Origin of the sequence: Nonomuraea angiospora (genome assembly GCF_014873145.1) — a bacterium.
Lineage (GTDB): Bacteria > Actinomycetota > Actinomycetes > Streptosporangiales > Streptosporangiaceae > Nonomuraea > Nonomuraea angiospora.
This window is the reverse complement of sequence record NZ_JADBEK010000001.1, coordinates 12,718,936-12,733,850: the sequence shown is the minus strand read 5'-3', so window position 1 is coordinate 12,733,850 and position 14,915 is coordinate 12,718,936. Positions and strand designations below refer to the sequence as shown.

The 14,915-nt window shown below is 74.1% G+C and carries 11 protein-coding genes; 8 read left to right on the top strand and 3 right to left on the bottom strand.

From position 1 onward, the window contains the following. The first annotated feature begins 33 nt into the window (after window positions 1-33). Complete coding sequence (locus tag H4W80_RS58360; protein WP_225964281.1) at window positions 34-552, top strand: hemerythrin domain-containing protein; 519 nt, start codon at window positions 34-36, stop codon at window positions 550-552. Here H4W80_RS58360 and H4W80_RS58355 read toward each other — a convergent pair whose 3' ends face one another. After that, window positions 553-1,803, bottom strand: a complete 1,251-nt coding sequence (locus H4W80_RS58355) for a cytochrome P450 (RefSeq protein ID WP_192792889.1) — start codon at window positions 1,801-1,803, stop codon at window positions 553-555. Between the two features lie 61 nt (window positions 1,804-1,864). Then, window positions 1,865-2,941: an NAD(P)-dependent alcohol dehydrogenase gene (locus H4W80_RS58350; RefSeq protein ID WP_192792888.1), complete on the bottom strand. Its 1,077-nt coding sequence runs from the start codon at window positions 2,939-2,941 to the stop codon at window positions 1,865-1,867. Between the two features lie 165 nt (window positions 2,942-3,106). Between H4W80_RS58350 and H4W80_RS58345 the strand changes: the two genes are divergently transcribed. The 3 genes from H4W80_RS58345 to H4W80_RS58335 all read left to right on the top strand — a co-directional run bounded on the left by H4W80_RS58345 (window position 3,107) and on the right by H4W80_RS58335 (window position 6,382). Next, window positions 3,107-4,324, top strand: a complete 1,218-nt coding sequence (locus tag H4W80_RS58345) for a CaiB/BaiF CoA transferase family protein (RefSeq protein WP_192792887.1) — start codon at window positions 3,107-3,109, stop codon at window positions 4,322-4,324. Beyond that, a complete protein-coding gene (locus H4W80_RS58340) occupies window positions 4,321-5,409 on the top strand; it encodes a citrate/2-methylcitrate synthase (RefSeq protein ID WP_192792886.1) in 1,089 nt (362 codons plus the stop codon). Before H4W80_RS58345 ends, H4W80_RS58340 begins: the two co-directional genes overlap by 4 nt. A 217-nt stretch (window positions 5,410-5,626) precedes the next feature. Then, entirely contained in the window at window positions 5,627-6,382 is a 756-nt protein-coding gene (locus tag H4W80_RS58335; RefSeq protein WP_192792885.1) for a GntR family transcriptional regulator, read from the top strand. On the opposite strand, the gene hglS is transcribed toward H4W80_RS58335, so the two are convergent. Continuing rightward, complete coding sequence (gene hglS, locus H4W80_RS58330) at window positions 6,379-7,785, bottom strand: 2-oxoadipate dioxygenase/decarboxylase (RefSeq protein ID WP_192792884.1); 1,407 nt, start codon at window positions 7,783-7,785, stop codon at window positions 6,379-6,381. The genes H4W80_RS58335 and hglS overlap by 4 nt on opposite strands. Before the next feature lie 67 nt (window positions 7,786-7,852). Between hglS and H4W80_RS58325 the strand changes: the two genes are divergently transcribed. From H4W80_RS58325 to amaB, 4 genes are all read left to right on the top strand, one after another. Beyond that, on the top strand, window positions 7,853-10,768 hold the full coding sequence (locus tag H4W80_RS58325; protein WP_225964280.1) for an FAD-binding and (Fe-S)-binding domain-containing protein: 2,916 nt from the start codon (window positions 7,853-7,855) through the stop codon (window positions 10,766-10,768). Window positions 10,769-10,777: 9 nt separating this feature from the next. Beyond that, complete coding sequence (locus H4W80_RS58320) at window positions 10,778-11,734, top strand: LysR family transcriptional regulator (RefSeq protein WP_192792882.1); 957 nt, start codon at window positions 10,778-10,780, stop codon at window positions 11,732-11,734. 65 nt (window positions 11,735-11,799) lie between these two features. Then, on the top strand, window positions 11,800-12,954 hold the full coding sequence (locus H4W80_RS58315) for an NAD(P)/FAD-dependent oxidoreductase (RefSeq protein WP_192792881.1): 1,155 nt from the start codon (window positions 11,800-11,802) through the stop codon (window positions 12,952-12,954). Between the two features lie 13 nt (window positions 12,955-12,967). After that, window positions 12,968-14,500 carry an L-piperidine-6-carboxylate dehydrogenase gene (gene amaB / locus H4W80_RS58310; RefSeq protein WP_192792880.1) on the top strand — a complete coding sequence of 511 codons (1,533 nt, stop codon included), beginning with the start codon at window positions 12,968-12,970 and terminating at the stop codon, window positions 14,498-14,500. The last annotated feature ends 415 nt before the right edge of the window (window positions 14,501-14,915 follow it).

Sequence of the window (14,915 nt, the reverse complement as noted above, 5' to 3'; positions counted from 1 at the left end):
CGCGGTGCACCCGGCAAGGAGATCGCCGAGGGCATGGAGGCGCCGGAACATGGGATCACCATGGAGACACCCGACGGGCGCCTGACGGCGTTCGGCAATCAGTTGATCGACGTGCACCTCTGGCTCCGCGAGCAGCTCGACGCGCTGCGCGAGGACGTCGAGGCCCATCTCGCGGGCGGCGCGCTCCCCCGCGAGCTGCGTACCCACTGCCTGACCTTCTGCTCCGCGCTGGAGCGGCACCACACCGGCGAGGACGGCGTGGCCTTCCCCGCGCTCGCCCGGAGCTTCCCCGAGCTGCGCCCCGTGCTGGAGGAGCTGCGCCGCGACCACCGGCTGGTGGAGGACTCCCTGCGGCGGTTGCAGGCGCTCCTCGACGGGCTCGGCCGGGGCCACGACCCGGTCCGGGTGCGCGGCGAGCTGGACAGCCTCGCCGCGCTGATGGAGACGCACTTCGTCTACGAGGAGAAACGGATCGTCGCGGCGCTCGACGCGCTGGACGCCCCGGAGTGGCGCCGGGCCCAGCCCGCCTTCCTGAGGTCCGGCGACATGTGATCAGCGGCGGAGTTTGTACCGGATGGGCAGGTGCTTGATGCCGCCGACGAAGGTCGTGGCGGTCCATTCGGGCCGGCCGGCGAGCTCAACGCTCTCCAGGCGCGGCAGCAGCTCGGCGAACAGCGCCTTCAGCTCCATGCGGGCCAGGGCCGCGCCGAGGCAGTAGTGCACGCCGAACCCGAAGGCCAGGTGGCGGTTGGGGTCGCGGCCGGCGTCGAAGGTGAACGGGTCGGTGAACACCTCCTCGTCGCGGTTGGCCGACGGGTACGACAGCAGCACCGACTCGCCCGCCCTGATGTCCACGCCGTTGAGGGTGGTGTCGGCCGAGGCCGTGCGCATGAACTCCTTGACCGGGGTGACCCAGCGGATCATCTCGTCGACCGCCAGCGGCAGCAGGCCGGGGTCCTCGCGCAGCCGGGCCAGCTGGCCGGGGTGTTCGATGAGGGCGTGCAGGCCGCCGGCGACGGTGGAGCTGGTGGTGTCGTGGCCGGCGGAGGCGATGATGACGTAGTAGGAGGCCGTCTCCATGTCGTTGAGCGGCTTGCCGTCCACCTGGGCGTTGGCGATGGCGGAGGCCAGGTCCTCGGTGGGGTGGGCGCGGCGGGCGGCGGTGAGCTGCTGGAAGTAGGCGAAGAAGTCGAGCAGCACCGCGAACTGGTCCTCGGCGGTGTCTCCGCGCCTGGTCTCCGCGTCCGCGCCGCCGAACAGCTCCTGGGTGAGCTTGAGCATGCGGGGGAAGTCGGACTCGGGCAGCCCGAGCAGGGAGAGGATCACGTACAGCGGGTAGTGCACCGCGACCTGGGTGGCGAAGTCGCATTCGCCGCCGTAGTCGGCCAGCCGGTCCACGTAGCGGCGGGCGAGCTCCTGGATCCGGCTCTCCATGGCGCGCATGGCCTTGGGGCGGAACCAGTCGGCGCCGATCGCCCGGACCACGCGGTGGTCGGGGTCGTCCATGTGGACGAGCGTCTTCAACTGGACGCCCTGCGCCGCCTGCTGCCTGGCGTGCTCCTCGAACACCTTCTTGCCCAGGACCGGGCGTGGCGCGCTGAGCCAGAGGGCGTTGTCGCGCTCGACCTGCATGATGTCGGCGTGCCGGGTGACGGCGTAGAAGGGCGTGTACTCGGGCGCCTCCACGAGATGGACCGGGGCCTCCCGGCGCAGCAGGGTGAGCGCCTGGTGCAGCCGCGGCTCGTCGGCGTAGGCGAGGGGGTCGGCCAGCATGAGCCCCGCCTGCTCGATGGTCATGTTCATGACTCACTCCTTACCAGGACTCGGGGCTCGGTGTAGCCGTCCATTTTCGACGCCGAGGCCGTCATGAGGCCGGCAGCAGGACGGGCTTGACCGTGGCGCCGCTCGCCGAGTCGCGTTCGGCGTCGTTGATGCCGCCCAGCGGGTACGTGCGGATCAGCCGGTCGAAGGGGAAGCGGCCCTGCCGCCACAGCCCGATCAGCATCGGGATGAACTGCTGGGGCACGGCGTCGCCCTCCAGGATGAAGCGGACGGTGCGCCCGGCGAGCGCGGCCGGCCGCAGCGTGACCTCGCCGCCGCCCGCGCCGACCAGGCCGCACGTCCCGCCGGGGCGCAGCACGGTGATCGCGGTGCGGATCACCTCGGGCACGCCGGTGGTGTCGAAGGAGTGGTCCACCTCGCCGACGGCGCCCGCCAGGCCGGGGTCGGCGCCGTCGAGCGCCCGGGTCGCGCCGAGCTCCAGGGCCAGCTCGCGCCTCGAGGCGTGCAGGTCCACCGCGACGATCTCGCCGGCGCCCGCGACCTTGGCGGCCATGACCGCCGCGAGGCCGACCGCCCCGGCGCCGAACACGGCGATGGCCTCGGCCGGGCGGACGTTGAGGGCGATGAGCACCGAGCCCGCCCCGGTCTGCAGGCCGCAGCCCAGCGGTCCGAGCAGCTCCAGCGGCAGCGACCTGTCGACGGCGACCAGGTTGCGCTCGGTGGCGACGGCGTGGGTGGCGAAGGAGGACTGGCCGAACCAGCGGGCCGCGACCGGCTCGCCGCCGGTCCCGGTGGCCCCGGCCGACCCGTCCGCGCGCACCCCGCTGAGGTTGCGCGCCATGAACTCGTCGCAGTACGAGGCCGCGCCGGTCACGCACCGCCCGCACCAGCCGCAGGAGTCGTAGCTCATCACGACGTGGTCGCCGGGCGCCACGCGGGTCACCCCGGGGCCGACCGCCTCGACGACGCCCGACCCCTCGTGCCCGAAGACCATCGGCATCGGCAGCTCCGCCAGCCCCCGGAACAGCACGTCGGTGTGGCACATGCCCACGCCCGCCACGCGGACCAGCGCCTCGCCGGGGCCGGGCGCGGCGAGCGAGACGTCCTCGACGGTGAACGGCTTGCCCGGGTCGCGCAGGACCGCGGCTTGAGCTCGCATCACGCTCCCCCGGAGGCGATCGCTTTTTGGACGGAGCCATCCAATTCAATGGCGACGCTATGGCCGTCACCTGGGCGTGTCAAGCATGCGGCCGGATCGTCGACACGTCAGCCTGAACCGCTGTACGGTATTTTTGGACCACATAGCGGTACGGACAGGGGTTCGATGACCGACAACTCATCACCGCGGCTGCTCGACGGCGTACGCGTGCTCGACATGACGAACGTCCTGTCCGGCCCGTACGCCGGCTACCAGCTCGCCCTCATGGGCGCCGACGTGATCAAGCTGGAGATCCCCGGCACCGGAGACCTGGCCCGCCAGCTCGGCGCCGACCCCCGCCTCAGCGGCGAGAACCTCGGCGTCTCCTTCCTGGCGCAGAACGCGGGCAAGCGCTCGGTCACGGTCAACCTCAAGCACGCCTCCGGCCGCGAGGTCTTCACCAGGCTGCTGGGCGAGGCGGACGTGCTGCTGGAGAACTTCCGCCCCGGCGTGCTGGACAAGCTCGGCTTCGGCTGGGAACGGCTGCGCGAGATCAACCCCGGCCTGGTCTACTGCGCGCTGTCCGGCTTCGGCGCCACCGGGCCCATGCGCGAGCGCCCCGCCTACGACCAGGTGATCCAGGGCCTGGCGGGCATCATGAGCGTCACCGGCACCCCCGACACCGCGCCCGTGCGGGTGGGCTACCCGGTGTGCGACAGCGCCGGGGGCATCACCGCCGCCTTCGCCGTGGCCGCCGCCCTGCACCGCAAGCTCCGCACCGGCCAGGGCGCCCACCTGGACGTGTCCATGCTGGACGCCGCGCTCACGGGGATGGGCTGGGTGGTCTCCGACTACCTCGTCGCCGGGCGGGAGCCGGTGGCCATGGCCAACGAGAACCGTACGTCGGCGCCGTCGGGCACCTTCGAGACCGCCGACGGCCAGCTCAACATCGCCGCCAACAAGCAGGAGCAGTTCGAGACCCTCTGCCGGGTGCTGGGCCGGCCGGAGCTCATGAGCGACCCCCGCTTCCGCACCAGGGACGACCGCAAGATCCACCGCGACGCCCTGCGCGAGGAGCTGGAGAAGACGCTCAAGACCAGGCCGGCGGCCGAGTGGGACGAGATCCTGCTGCCGACCGGCGTACCCGCGGCGCCGGTGGTCACCGTCCCGCAGGCGCTGCGCTCGCCGCAGGTCGAGCACCGCGGCCTGCTGCACCGCCTGCCCTCCCCCGCCTCCGGGGGCGGCGAGCTCGTACTGCTGGGCGGTGCCGCCCACGTGGACGGCCGCCCGCTGGCCCCCACCGGCCCGCCGCCGAGGCTCGGCGAGCACACCCACGCGGTGCTGCGCACCCTCGGCTACTCCGACGCCGACATCGCCCGCCTGCACCAGGAAGGAGCCATATGAGCACGACGACAGAGCAGGTGACCGGATGGTGGGCCACCGCCATATCCGACATCTCCCCCGGCGTCATCCGGCTGCACGGCTATCCCGTCGAGCAGCTCATCGGCCGGCTGTCGTTCGCCGACACGATCTGGCTGATGCTGCGCGGCGAGGTGCCCTCTCCCGGCCAGTCCGCGCTGTTCGAGGCCGCGCTGGTGTCCGGGGTCGACCACGGGCCGCAGGCGCCCTCGATCGCCGCCGCCCGCATGGCCGCCACCTGCGGCGTCGGTCTCAACACCGCCGTGGCCACGGGCGTCGGGCTGCTCGGGGACGTGCACGGCGGCGCGGGCCAGGAGTGCATGGCGGTGCTCGCCGACATCCGAGAGCGAGCCGCCCCAGCCCCGGCAGGGGTCGACCCAACGGGAACCGGCCTGGCGGGAAGTGGCCTGGCGGGAACTGGCTTGGCGGGGGCCGACCCGACGGAGACCGGCGTGGCGGGGACCGGCGTGGCGGGGACCGGCGTGGCGGGGACCGGCGTGGCGGGGACCGGCGTGGCGGGGACCGGCGTGGCGGGGACCGGCGTGGCGGGGACCGGCGTGGCGGGGACCGGCGTGGCGGGGACCGGCGTGGCGGGGACCGAGCTGGTGGAGGTGGTCTCGGGGGTGCTGGCCGGGTATCGGGGTGCCAAGCGGTACTTCCCCGGGTTCGGCCACCGCTTCCACCCGCGCGATCCCCGCCGCGACCCGCTCCTGCGGGCGGTCGAGGACGCGGTCCGCGACGGCGTCGTCGAGGGCGCGTACCTGCGGATCGGGCTGGAGATCGAGCGGCAGCTGGCGCCGGTGCCGATGAACGTCGACGGCGCCACCGCCATCGTCTACAGCGAGCTCGGCTTCGCGCCCGAGCTGGGCAGGGGCCTGTTCGTCCTGTCACGCGCGGTCGGGGTCCTGGCGCACGCGTGGGAGGAGCACGGGGAGGGCCGCCGCATCAAAGGCCCCATACCGCCCCCGCTGCTCCCCGCCTACCGGGGGCCGGAGCCCCGCGACCTCCCCACCGACCGGGGGCCGGAGCCCCGCGACCTACCCACCGAACGGGACCACGGAGCCACGTGACCCGCGCCGGAGCACGGTGACCGCGGCCATCACGAACGCCTCCCGCCCGCCGGTCTCGGCGCCGGCGACCACCCCCCCATGCGGCCGCCGGCGCCCGAAACGCTCTTCCTCCGGCCCCAACCCTGGCAGCGGCGGCTGAAGCGGCACTGAAACGGCGCTGAAACGCCCGCCGGGCTGCGCATGATCGCCGCCGGTCCCGTACGGGTAACATGCCGACATGCCGCCGACCCGCGAACACGCCGAGCTGAAGCTGCAGCCGTTGCCGCACGCGGGCCGGTCGCTGGCCGAGCAGGTGATCTCCGAGGTGCGCCGGGCGGTGCACACGGGCGCGATGGTCCCCGGCCGGCTCTACTCCGTCTACCAGGTGGCCGAGCAGCTCAACGTCTCCAGGAGCCCGGTCCGCGAGGCGATGCTGCGCCTGGCCGAGGCGGGGCTGGTGCAGGTCGAGCGCAACCGCGGGTTCCGCGTCGTACTGCCGCACCCCCGCGAGATCGTCGAGATCTTCGGGGTGCGGCTGGCGCTGGAGCTGCCCGCCGTGCGGCGGGCCGCCGGGGGCGACGCCGCCGGGCTCGGCGCGGCGCTGCGGGCGACCATGGAGGAGATGGCGGCGGCGGTCGAGGCGGGCGACGAGGCGCTGTTCTTCCAGCTCGACCAGGCGCTGCACGACCGCCTTCTGGTCGCGGCGGGCAACGGCAGGGCCCGCGCGATCGTGGGCGGGCTGCGCGACACCATGCGCATCCTCGGCACGTCCACGGACGACCGCTCCCGCACGCTGCGGCAGGTGCACGAGGAGCACGAGCCGATCGTGGCGGCCGTCGCGGCGGCGGACGCCGAAGGCGCGGTGCGGGCGATGCGGGCCCACCTGACCAACACCGGCCTCATCCTGGCCCGCCAGGCGGCCAGGGCCCAGGGCGAGCCGGTCGACGTGGACGCGTTGTGGGCGTCCATCGTCGAAGAGCCGCAGCCGGGCTAACGGGCCGAGGGCAGGGTGATCTCCGTGGCCAGGCCGAGCTCGTCGCGGACGCGGGCCAGCGACGCCGCCCGGATCGACGCGTACAGCTCATAGGGGTCGTGCAGCGGGCGTCCGAGCACCCCGGCCAGCGCCTCGGGGCCGAAGTCCGCGCCCGCCGCCGTCACGTCCTTGGCGCCGTCGGAGGTCAGGTTGGACTGGAAGATGCCGGCGGCCGAGCGCGGCAGGAAGTCCTCGTACACGATGGGCCGGGCGCCGACCCACCCGCCCGCCAGGAGCGTCGCGAGGTCGGCGGGCGCGGCGCCGCCGGGGCGGGCGTCGAGGACGTGGAAGGTGAAGTACGCGAGATCGCCCGCGACCAGCTCTGCCTCGCCGCGCGGCACCCGGTCCGCCCACAGCTTGGCCCCGGCGGCGTTGCGCTCCTCCGCGGTGACCTGCTGCCCGGCGAGCGCCGCGTCCAGCTCGGCCGACAGCTCGTCGTAGAGCGCGCGGCCGGCGGGCGTCACGGCGATGCCGCGCGCCTCCACCTCCCCGAACCGCACCCGCAGGTCGTCCTGGACGACCCGGCCGTCGTCCTCCCTGAACAGCCGCGGCTCGGCCAGCGCGCGGAAGGAGGTCTGGCGCAGCAGGAGGTCGGGGCCGTCCCAGCGGGGCGGCCCCTGGATGGCGTCGATCATGGTGATGCCACGCTCGCTCATGCGGGCGTAGAGGGCGTCGATGTCGAGCACGCGCGGAGTCAGGTGGTTGACGTGCGTGGAGGCCACGCCGCCGATGTCGGCGGCCACGGCGGACACGCGTTCGAGCTCGGCGTACCAGCTGCGGGAGACCGGCTCCGCGGACAGCTCGAACGCCCGCGTGGCGAGCGTCAGGAACTCCTCGGCCGCCTCCTCGTCCAGGCCGCCCTCGGCCTCGGCGCGGTCGGCCAGGTCGAGCAGGCGCGGCGGGAACAGCCGGCGCGCACCCAGGAACTCGCCGAGCCGGCGCTCCAGGTCCGCGCCGAAGAAGCGCCGGTCGCCCGTCACCAGCATGGAGGTGAACACGCGGAAGGGGTTGGCGGCCAGCTCGGCCTCGTCCACGGGGCGGAAGGCCGTGGAGACGACGGGCACGGAGCTGCTGGCCGCCTCTCGCAGGTCGTAGTAGCCGACGGGGTACATGCCCATCGCGCCGAAGATCCGCGCGACCTGCGCCAGCTCGGCCGGGGTGCCGACGCGGATCGCGCCGTGCCGCTCGGCGGTGACGCGGCCGATGGAGCCGAGGCGCTCGGCGCCGGCGCCCATCCGGGCCAGCACCTCGCGGTTCACCTCCTGCGCGACGTCGACGAGCGTGTTGTACGCGGGGACCTCGGTGCCGTACATCGCTGACAGGCGCCGGGCGAAAGCCGCCCGGAGTGCGGTCGCGTCGACCATCGTGCCTTCCCTCCTCGCCGCCGGAAGCGAGTAGCATGCTACATGAGTCGCATGTAGCATGCTACTCATGGACCGCGCAGCCGCTCTAGCGACCGACCTCCGCCGCCGCGGGATCACCGACGTGCTGGACGACTCCACGTCGCGGGCCCTCCACTCCTCCGACGCCTCCCTCTACCGGGTGCCGCCGCTGCTGGTGGCCCGGCCCAGATCCGCCGAGGACGTGGCGACGGCGGTCGAGCTGTGCGCGCGCCACGAGATCCCCCTCACCGCGCGCGGCGGCGGCACGTCGGTCGCCGGGAACGCCGTCGGCCCCGGTCTGGTGCTGGACTTCAGCCGCCACCTGAACCAGGTGCTGCGGGTCGACCCCGAGGCCCGCACGGCGGTGGTGCAGCCGGGCGTGGTCCAGGCGGCCCTGCAGCGGGCGGCGGCCCCGTACGGGCTGAGGTTCGGCCCCGACCCGTCCACCCACACCCGCTGCACGATCGGCGGCATGATCGGCAACAACGCCTGCGGCTCCAGGACGCTCGGCTACGGGCGCACGTCCGACAACGTCGCCGGTCTCAAGGCCGTGGCCGGCGACGGGACCGCGCTGGACCTGCCCGCGCAGGCCGCCCCCACCGCACTGGGCCTGCCCGGCCAGGGCGCTCCCGCCGCCATGAGCCTGCCCACCCCGGGTGCCTCCGCCGCGCCGGGCCTGCCCGCTCAGGGCATCCCGGCCGCGTTGCGGGACCTGGTGATGGCCGACCTGGCCACGATCAGGACCGAGTTCGGCCGGTTCGGGCGGCAGATGTCGGGATACGCGCTGGAGCACCTGCTGCCGGAGCGGGGGTTCGACGTGGCCCGCCTGCTGGTGGGCAGCGAGGGCACGCTGGCGGTGCTCACGGAGGCGACGGTGCGGCTGGTGACCGATCCGGCGCACCGCGCCCTGGTCGTGCTCGGCTACTCCGACATCGCCGCCGCCGGGGACGCCGCGCCGGCGGTGCTGGAGCACCGGCCGACGGCCTGCGAGGGCATCGACGCGCGCATCGTCGACGTGGTGCGCCTGAGGCGGGGCCCCGGCGCGGTGCCGCCGCTGCCGCGCGGCGCCGCCTGGCTGTTCGTCGAGGTCGCGGGCGACGACCGGGCCGAGGTGCTGGAGCGGGCCACCCGGGTGGCGGCCGGCGGCGAGGACGCCCTGATCGTCACCGACCCGGCCGAGGCCGCGGCGCTCTGGCGCATCCGTGAGGACGGCGCGGGCCTGTCGGGGCGCAGCCCCGCCGGGCGGCCGGCGCACGCGGGCTGGGAGGACGCCGCCGTGCCGCCCGAGATGCTGGGCCGCTACCTGCGCGACTTCGAGGCGCTGCTGGCCGGGCACGGCCTGACCGGCCTGCCGTACGGGCACTTCGGCGACGGCTGCCTGCACATCCGGCTCGACGTGCCGCTGGACCGGCCGGGCGGGCGCGAGCGGTTCAGGGACTTCCTGGTGACCGCGGCCACGCTGGTCGCCGGCTACGGCGGCTCGCTGTCCGGCGAGCACGGCGACGGCCGCGCCCGGAGCGAGCTGCTGCCGCTCATGTACTCGCCGGCGGCGATCGACCTGTTCGCCGGGGTCAAGGCGATCTTCGACCCGGGCGACGTGCTCAACCCCGGCGTGCTCGTACGGCCCCGCCCCCTCGACGCCGACCTGCGCGTCCCGGCCGCCCGCCCGGTGCGCGCGGGCCTGGCGCTGGCCTACCGCCACGACGGCGGCGACTTCGGGCAGGCCGTGCACCGCTGCACGGGCGTGGGCAAGTGCCGGGCCGACAACACCGCGGCCGGCGGGGTGATGTGCCCCTCCTACCTGGCCACCAGGGAGGAGAAGGACTCCACCCGGGGCCGCGCCCGGGTGCTCCAGGAGATGATCAACGGCTCGGACGTCACCGGCGGCTGGCGCTCGCCCGAGGTCCACGAGGCGCTCGACCTCTGCCTGTCCTGCAAGGGCTGCGCCTCGGACTGCCCGACGGGGATCGACATGGCCGCGTACAAGTCCGAGGTGCTCCACCAGACCTACAAGGGCCGTGTCCGCCCGCTCACGCACTACTCCCTGGGGCGGCTGCCGCGCTGGGCGCGGCTGGCGAGCAGGATGCCGCGGGCGGCGAACGCGCTCATGCGGGTGCCGGGGCTGCCGGCGCTGGCCGGGGTGGACCGGCGGCGCGGGCTCCCGGAGTTCGCGCCGGAGACGTTCCGGGCCTGGTTCGAGCGGCGGCGGCCGGCGAAGGGCAGGCGGGGGTCGACGGACGGCGGGCGGAGGGAGGAGGAGGGCAGGCCGGTGATGTTGTTCGTCGACACCTTCACCGACCATTTCGCGCCGGAGATCGGCCGGGCGACCGTGAAGGTGCTGGAGGCCGCCGGCTACCGGCCGCGGATCAGCGAGCGCCGCCAGTGCTGCGCCCTCACGTGGATCTCCACCGGCCAGCTGGACGCGGCCCGGGCCATCCTGGGCCGCACGGTCGCCGAGCTGGCCGAGGCCGCCGGGCAGGGCGTGCCGATCGTGGGGATGGAGCCGTCGTGCACGGCGGTGCTGCGCTCGGACGCGCTGGAGCTCCTGGACGAGGCGGTGGCCGGGCCGGTGGCGCGCATGACCCGCACGCTGGCCGAGCTGCTGTCCGGCACGCCCGGCTGGCGGCCGCCCGCGCTCGACGGGGTGACGGTGGTGGCCCAGCCGCACTGCCACCACCACGCCGTCATGGGCTGGGAGCAGGACCTGCGGCTGCTGCGGGAGGCGGGCGCCCAGGTGAGCCGGCTGGGCGGGTGCTGCGGGCTGGCGGGCAACTTCGGCGTCGAGAAGGGGCACTACGACGTGTCCGTGGCGGTGGCCGAGCACCAGTTGCTCCCGGCGATCCGGGAGGCCGCGCCGGGGACGGCGGTGCTCGCCGACGGGTTCTCCTGCCGCACCCAGATCGCCGATCTGTCGGCCCGGCGGGGCACCCACCTGGCCCAGCTCCTCGCCGACCGGCTGCCGTAAGGTCTGCTTATGCTCAACCCGCTCCACCTGCGGACGCTGACCGCCGTGCTGAACGCGGGCTCGTTCGCCGCCGCGGCCCGGCGGCTCGGCTACACGGGGTCCGCGGTCTCGCAGCAGATCGCGGCGCTGGAGCGGGCGGTCAGGATGCCGCTGTTCGAGCGCGGCGCCCAGACGATCACGCCGACGCCGGCCGCCCGGTATCTGGTGCTGCGGGCGTACGAGGCGCTGGCCGCGCTGGACGCGCTGGAGGAGGACGTCCGCGGCATGTCCGAGGGGACGATCGGGCGGCTGCGGCTGGGCAGCTTCCCCACCGCGAGCCAGCGGCTGCTGCCGATCGCCCTGGCCGCGTACGCGCAGACGCATCCGGCGGTGGAGACCCTGCTCGACGAGGGGGAGCCCGACGAGCTGATCCCGCTGGTCCGGGCGGGCGAGCTCGACCTGGCCCTGGTCTACCGCTACGACCTGGTGCCCCGCGCCTGGCCGCGCGACCTGCGGGAGCTCCCGCTGCTGGCGGAGGAGCTGCTGCTCCTGCTGCCCGGGGGGCACTCGCTGGCCACCGCAGGGGCGGTCGCGCTCGACGACCTCAAGCACGAGACGTGGGTGTCCACCAGGAAGGGCACCTCCGGGGCCTCCTGCCTGCGCCGGCTGTGCGCGCGGGCGGGCTACGAACCGCAGGTCGACTACCGCAGCAACGACTACGGCGTGATCCACGGGTTCGTGCGCTCCGGTCTCGGCGTGGCGCTCGTCCCGGCGCTGGCGCACCTGCCCGGCGAGGGCGTGGTCGCGACCAGGCTCGACGGCGTCGAGGCCCGCCGGCGCATCGCCGCCGTACACCGGACCGCCAGCGCCAACCCGGCCGTGACCGGCGCCGTGTGCTCCCTGCGGCTGGCCGCGGCCCGGCTGGAGGACGACCTCCCCGGCAGCATAAGAACTTCTTACGCCGCACCCACAGATGCCGAGGCTTGACCGCTTCCTCCGGCTCTGTCCGATCCCCGATCCTGAAGGCGGTACGTGAGGAAGGAAGCCGATCTATGGGACGTGACCTGCCCGGGCGGGCGTCGGTGGTCATCATCGGAGGCGGCGCCATGGGCGTCAGCTCGGCGTACGCGCTGGCCGCGGCCGGCGTGCGCGACGTGGTCCTCGTCGACAAGGGGCCGCTGGGCTCCGGCTCGACCTCCAAGGCGGCCGGCGGCGTGCGCGCGCAGTTCTCCGACCGGGTCAACATCGAGCTCGCCGTACGCAGCCTGGAGACGTTCGAGACCTTCGCCGAGCGCTTCGGGCAGGAGATCGACCTGCACAAGCCGGGCTACCTGTTCCTGCTCGACTCCCCCGAGTCGGTCGCGGAGTTCGAGAAGAACGTGGCGATCCAGAACGACCTCGGCGTCCCCAGCCGGATGATCCCGGTCCGGGAAGCCAAGGAGCTGTCGCCGCTGATCGACACCGACGGGCTGCTGGCCGCCGCCTACTCCCCCACCGACGGCCACTGCACGCCCGAGTCCGTGGTGCTCGGCTACGCGGGCGCGGCCCGGCGGCTGGGCGCGCGGCTGCTGCCGAACTGCGCCGCGACCGGCATCGAGGTCGTGGACGGCCGCATCGTCGCCGTCCGGACGGAGGCCGGCCGCATCGAGACCGACACGGTGATCTGCGCGGCGGGCGCCTGGTCACGCCCGGTCGGCGAGTGGGCGGGGGTCGACCTGCCGGTGACCCCGCTGCGCCGGCAGATCCTGGTCACCGAGCCGGTCGCGGATCTGCCGCCGATGGCGTTCACCATCGACTTCGGCACCACGTTCTACTTCCACCGCGAGGGCCCCGGGCTGCTCCTCGGCATGTCCGACCCGGACGAGACGCCGGGGTTCAAGCTCGACCGCTCCGACGCCTGGCTGCCCAGGCTCGGCGAGGCCATGGCCCGCCGCGCCCCGGCGCTGATGGAGACCGGCATCGCCACCGGCTGGGCCGGGCTCTACGAGGTGACGCCGGACCACAACGCGCTCATCGGCACCGCCCGCGGCGTCGACCGGTTCATCTACGCCACCGGCTTCTCCGGCCACGGCTTCCTGATGAGCCCGGCCGTCGGCGAGGTGGTCCGCGACCTCTACCTGGGCCGGACGCCGTTCGTGGACGTCACCGGCTTCGACGCGGGCCGCTTCGCCCTTTCCGGGGCCAGGCCCGAGATCAACATCGTCTGACAAGGAGATCCTCATGGTGACCACGCTGCCCGGCGCCGACGAGCTGGCCGCGACGGCACGAGAGACCGCCAAGCGCTGCGGTGTGGACGTGGACGCGCTCGGCGGCGGCGTCACGACGACCTCGCCGATCAACGGCGGCCCGCTGTCCGCCGTCGACCGGGTGGACCCGGGCGCCGTCGACACCGCCGTGGAGCGGGCCAGGCAGGCGTTCCTGGCCTGGCGGACCGTGCCGGCGCCGGCCCGGGGCGCGCTGGTCAAGCGGCTGGGCGAGCTGCTGGCCGCGCACAAGGCGGACCTCGCCACGCTGATCAGCCTGGAGGTCGGGAAGATCACCTCCGAGGCGCTCGGCGAGGTCCAGGAGATGATCGACATCTGCGACTACGCGGTGGGCCTGTCCCGCCAGCTGTACGGGCGCACGATCAGCTCCGAGCGGCCCGGCCACCGGCTCATGGAGACCTGGCACCCCCTCGGCGTCGTCGGCGTGATCAGCGCGTTCAACTTCCCGGCCGCCGTCTGGTCGTGGAACACGGCCATCGCCCTGGTGTGCGGCGACCCGGTCGTCTGGAAGCCGTCGGAGCTGGCGCCGCTGACCGCCCTGGCCTGCGCGGCCCTGCTCGACCGGGCCGCCGCCGAGCACGGCGCGCCCGCGTACCTGAGCCAGGTTCTCGTCGGCGGTCCCGAGGTCGGCGAGGCGCTGGTGGACCACCCCGGGGTCGCCCTGGTCAGCGCCACCGGCTCGACCCGCATGGGCCGCGCCGTGGGGCCGCGGGTCGCCGCCAGGTTCGGGCGGTCGCTGCTGGAGCTCGGCGGCAACAACGCGGCCGTGGTGTGCCCGTCCGCGAACCTCGGCCTGGCCACGCGCGGCATCGTGTTCTCGGCCGCCGGGACGGCGGGCCAGCGGTGCACGACCATGCGCCGCGTCATCGTCCACGCCGACGTCGCGGACGCGCTGGTCGAGCGGCTCACCGACGCCTACGCGCGGCTGCCGATCGGCAACCCGATGGCGCCGGGCACCCTGGTCGGGCCGCTCGTCAACGGCCGCGCGCACGCCGCCATGCGCGCCGCGCTGGAGGCCGCCGTGGAGCAGGGCGGCACGCTGGTGGCCGGCGGCGGGCGCCGGCTCGCCGACCAGGCCCCGGACGCCTACTACGCCGAGCCCGCGCTGGTGCGGATCGGGGAGCAGACCCCGATCGTGGCCCAGGAGACGTTCGCGCCGATCCTCTACGTCATGCCGTACGACACCCTGGAGCAGGCCATCGCGCTCAACAACGCGGTCCCCCAGGGCCTGTCGTCCAGCATCTTCACCCGCGACCAGGCCGAGGCCGAGCTGTTCGTCTCGGCCGAGGGCTCCGACTGCGGGATCGTCAACGTGAACATCGGCACCTCCGGGGCCGAGATCGGGGGCGCGTTCGGCGGCGAGAAGGAGACGGGCGGCGGGCGCGAGTCGGGCTCGGACGCCTGGCGCGGCTACATGCGCCGGGCGACGAACACGATCAACTACTCCGGCGAGCTGCCGCTGGCCCAGGGGGTCGAGTTCACCGTCTGACAGCTAGGTGGATGGACAGGTCCTTCCGGGTGGACGGACGGTTCCGCACGGTTCGGCCGCGACATATCGCGCTGCGGCCTGGAAGATCTCCGGCTGACGCAAATGTGCTGCGAAAAGCGTTGGCGATGGTGATCACGCGGCGACTACTGTGCCTCGGTGCGAGCGGTGATGTTGGGCGGCGCTCCTGGCGTCGGCAAGACGACTGTGGCCAGGAGACTCCTGGACCTGGTACAGGCCGGGCAGCAACTGGTCCAGTGGGTCGACGTCGACAGCTTGTGGCAGCACCAGCCCTGGCGCGGATCGTCAGTCCAGGACTTCACCGCCGGCGGAGCGCTGGCCTTGTTCCACAAGGTCATCGGACGGTGGCGACAGCACCGGCCAGGCGGTCCGAGGGTATATACGAAACTAAGGTTGC

Bases quoted from the DNA above. Each gene is read 5' to 3' on its own strand.
- H4W80_RS58320 (WP_192792882.1), top strand. From the start codon at position 10,778: ATGCTCAACCCGCTCCACCTGCGGACGCTGACCGCCGTGCTGAACGCG.
- amaB (WP_192792880.1), top strand. From the start codon at position 12,968: ATGGTGACCACGCTGCCCGGCGCCGACGAGCTGGCCGCGACGGCACGA.
- H4W80_RS58350 (WP_192792888.1), bottom strand. From the start codon at position 2,941: ATGCGAGCTCAAGCCGCGGTCCTGCGCGACCCGGGCAAGCCGTTCACC.
- H4W80_RS58335 (WP_192792885.1), top strand. From the start codon at position 5,627: ATGCCGCCGACCCGCGAACACGCCGAGCTGAAGCTGCAGCCGTTGCCG.
- H4W80_RS58355 (WP_192792889.1), bottom strand. From the start codon at position 1,803: ATGAACATGACCATCGAGCAGGCGGGGCTCATGCTGGCCGACCCCCTC.
- H4W80_RS58360 (WP_225964281.1), top strand. From the start codon at position 34: ATGGAGGCGCCGGAACATGGGATCACCATGGAGACACCCGACGGGCGC.
- hglS (WP_192792884.1), bottom strand. From the start codon at position 7,785: ATGGTCGACGCGACCGCACTCCGGGCGGCTTTCGCCCGGCGCCTGTCA.
- H4W80_RS58315 (WP_192792881.1), top strand. From the start codon at position 11,800: ATGGGACGTGACCTGCCCGGGCGGGCGTCGGTGGTCATCATCGGAGGC.
- H4W80_RS58325 (WP_225964280.1), top strand. From the start codon at position 7,853: ATGGACCGCGCAGCCGCTCTAGCGACCGACCTCCGCCGCCGCGGGATC.
- H4W80_RS58340 (WP_192792886.1), top strand. From the start codon at position 4,321: ATGAGCACGACGACAGAGCAGGTGACCGGATGGTGGGCCACCGCCATA.
- H4W80_RS58345 (WP_192792887.1), top strand. From the start codon at position 3,107: ATGACCGACAACTCATCACCGCGGCTGCTCGACGGCGTACGCGTGCTC.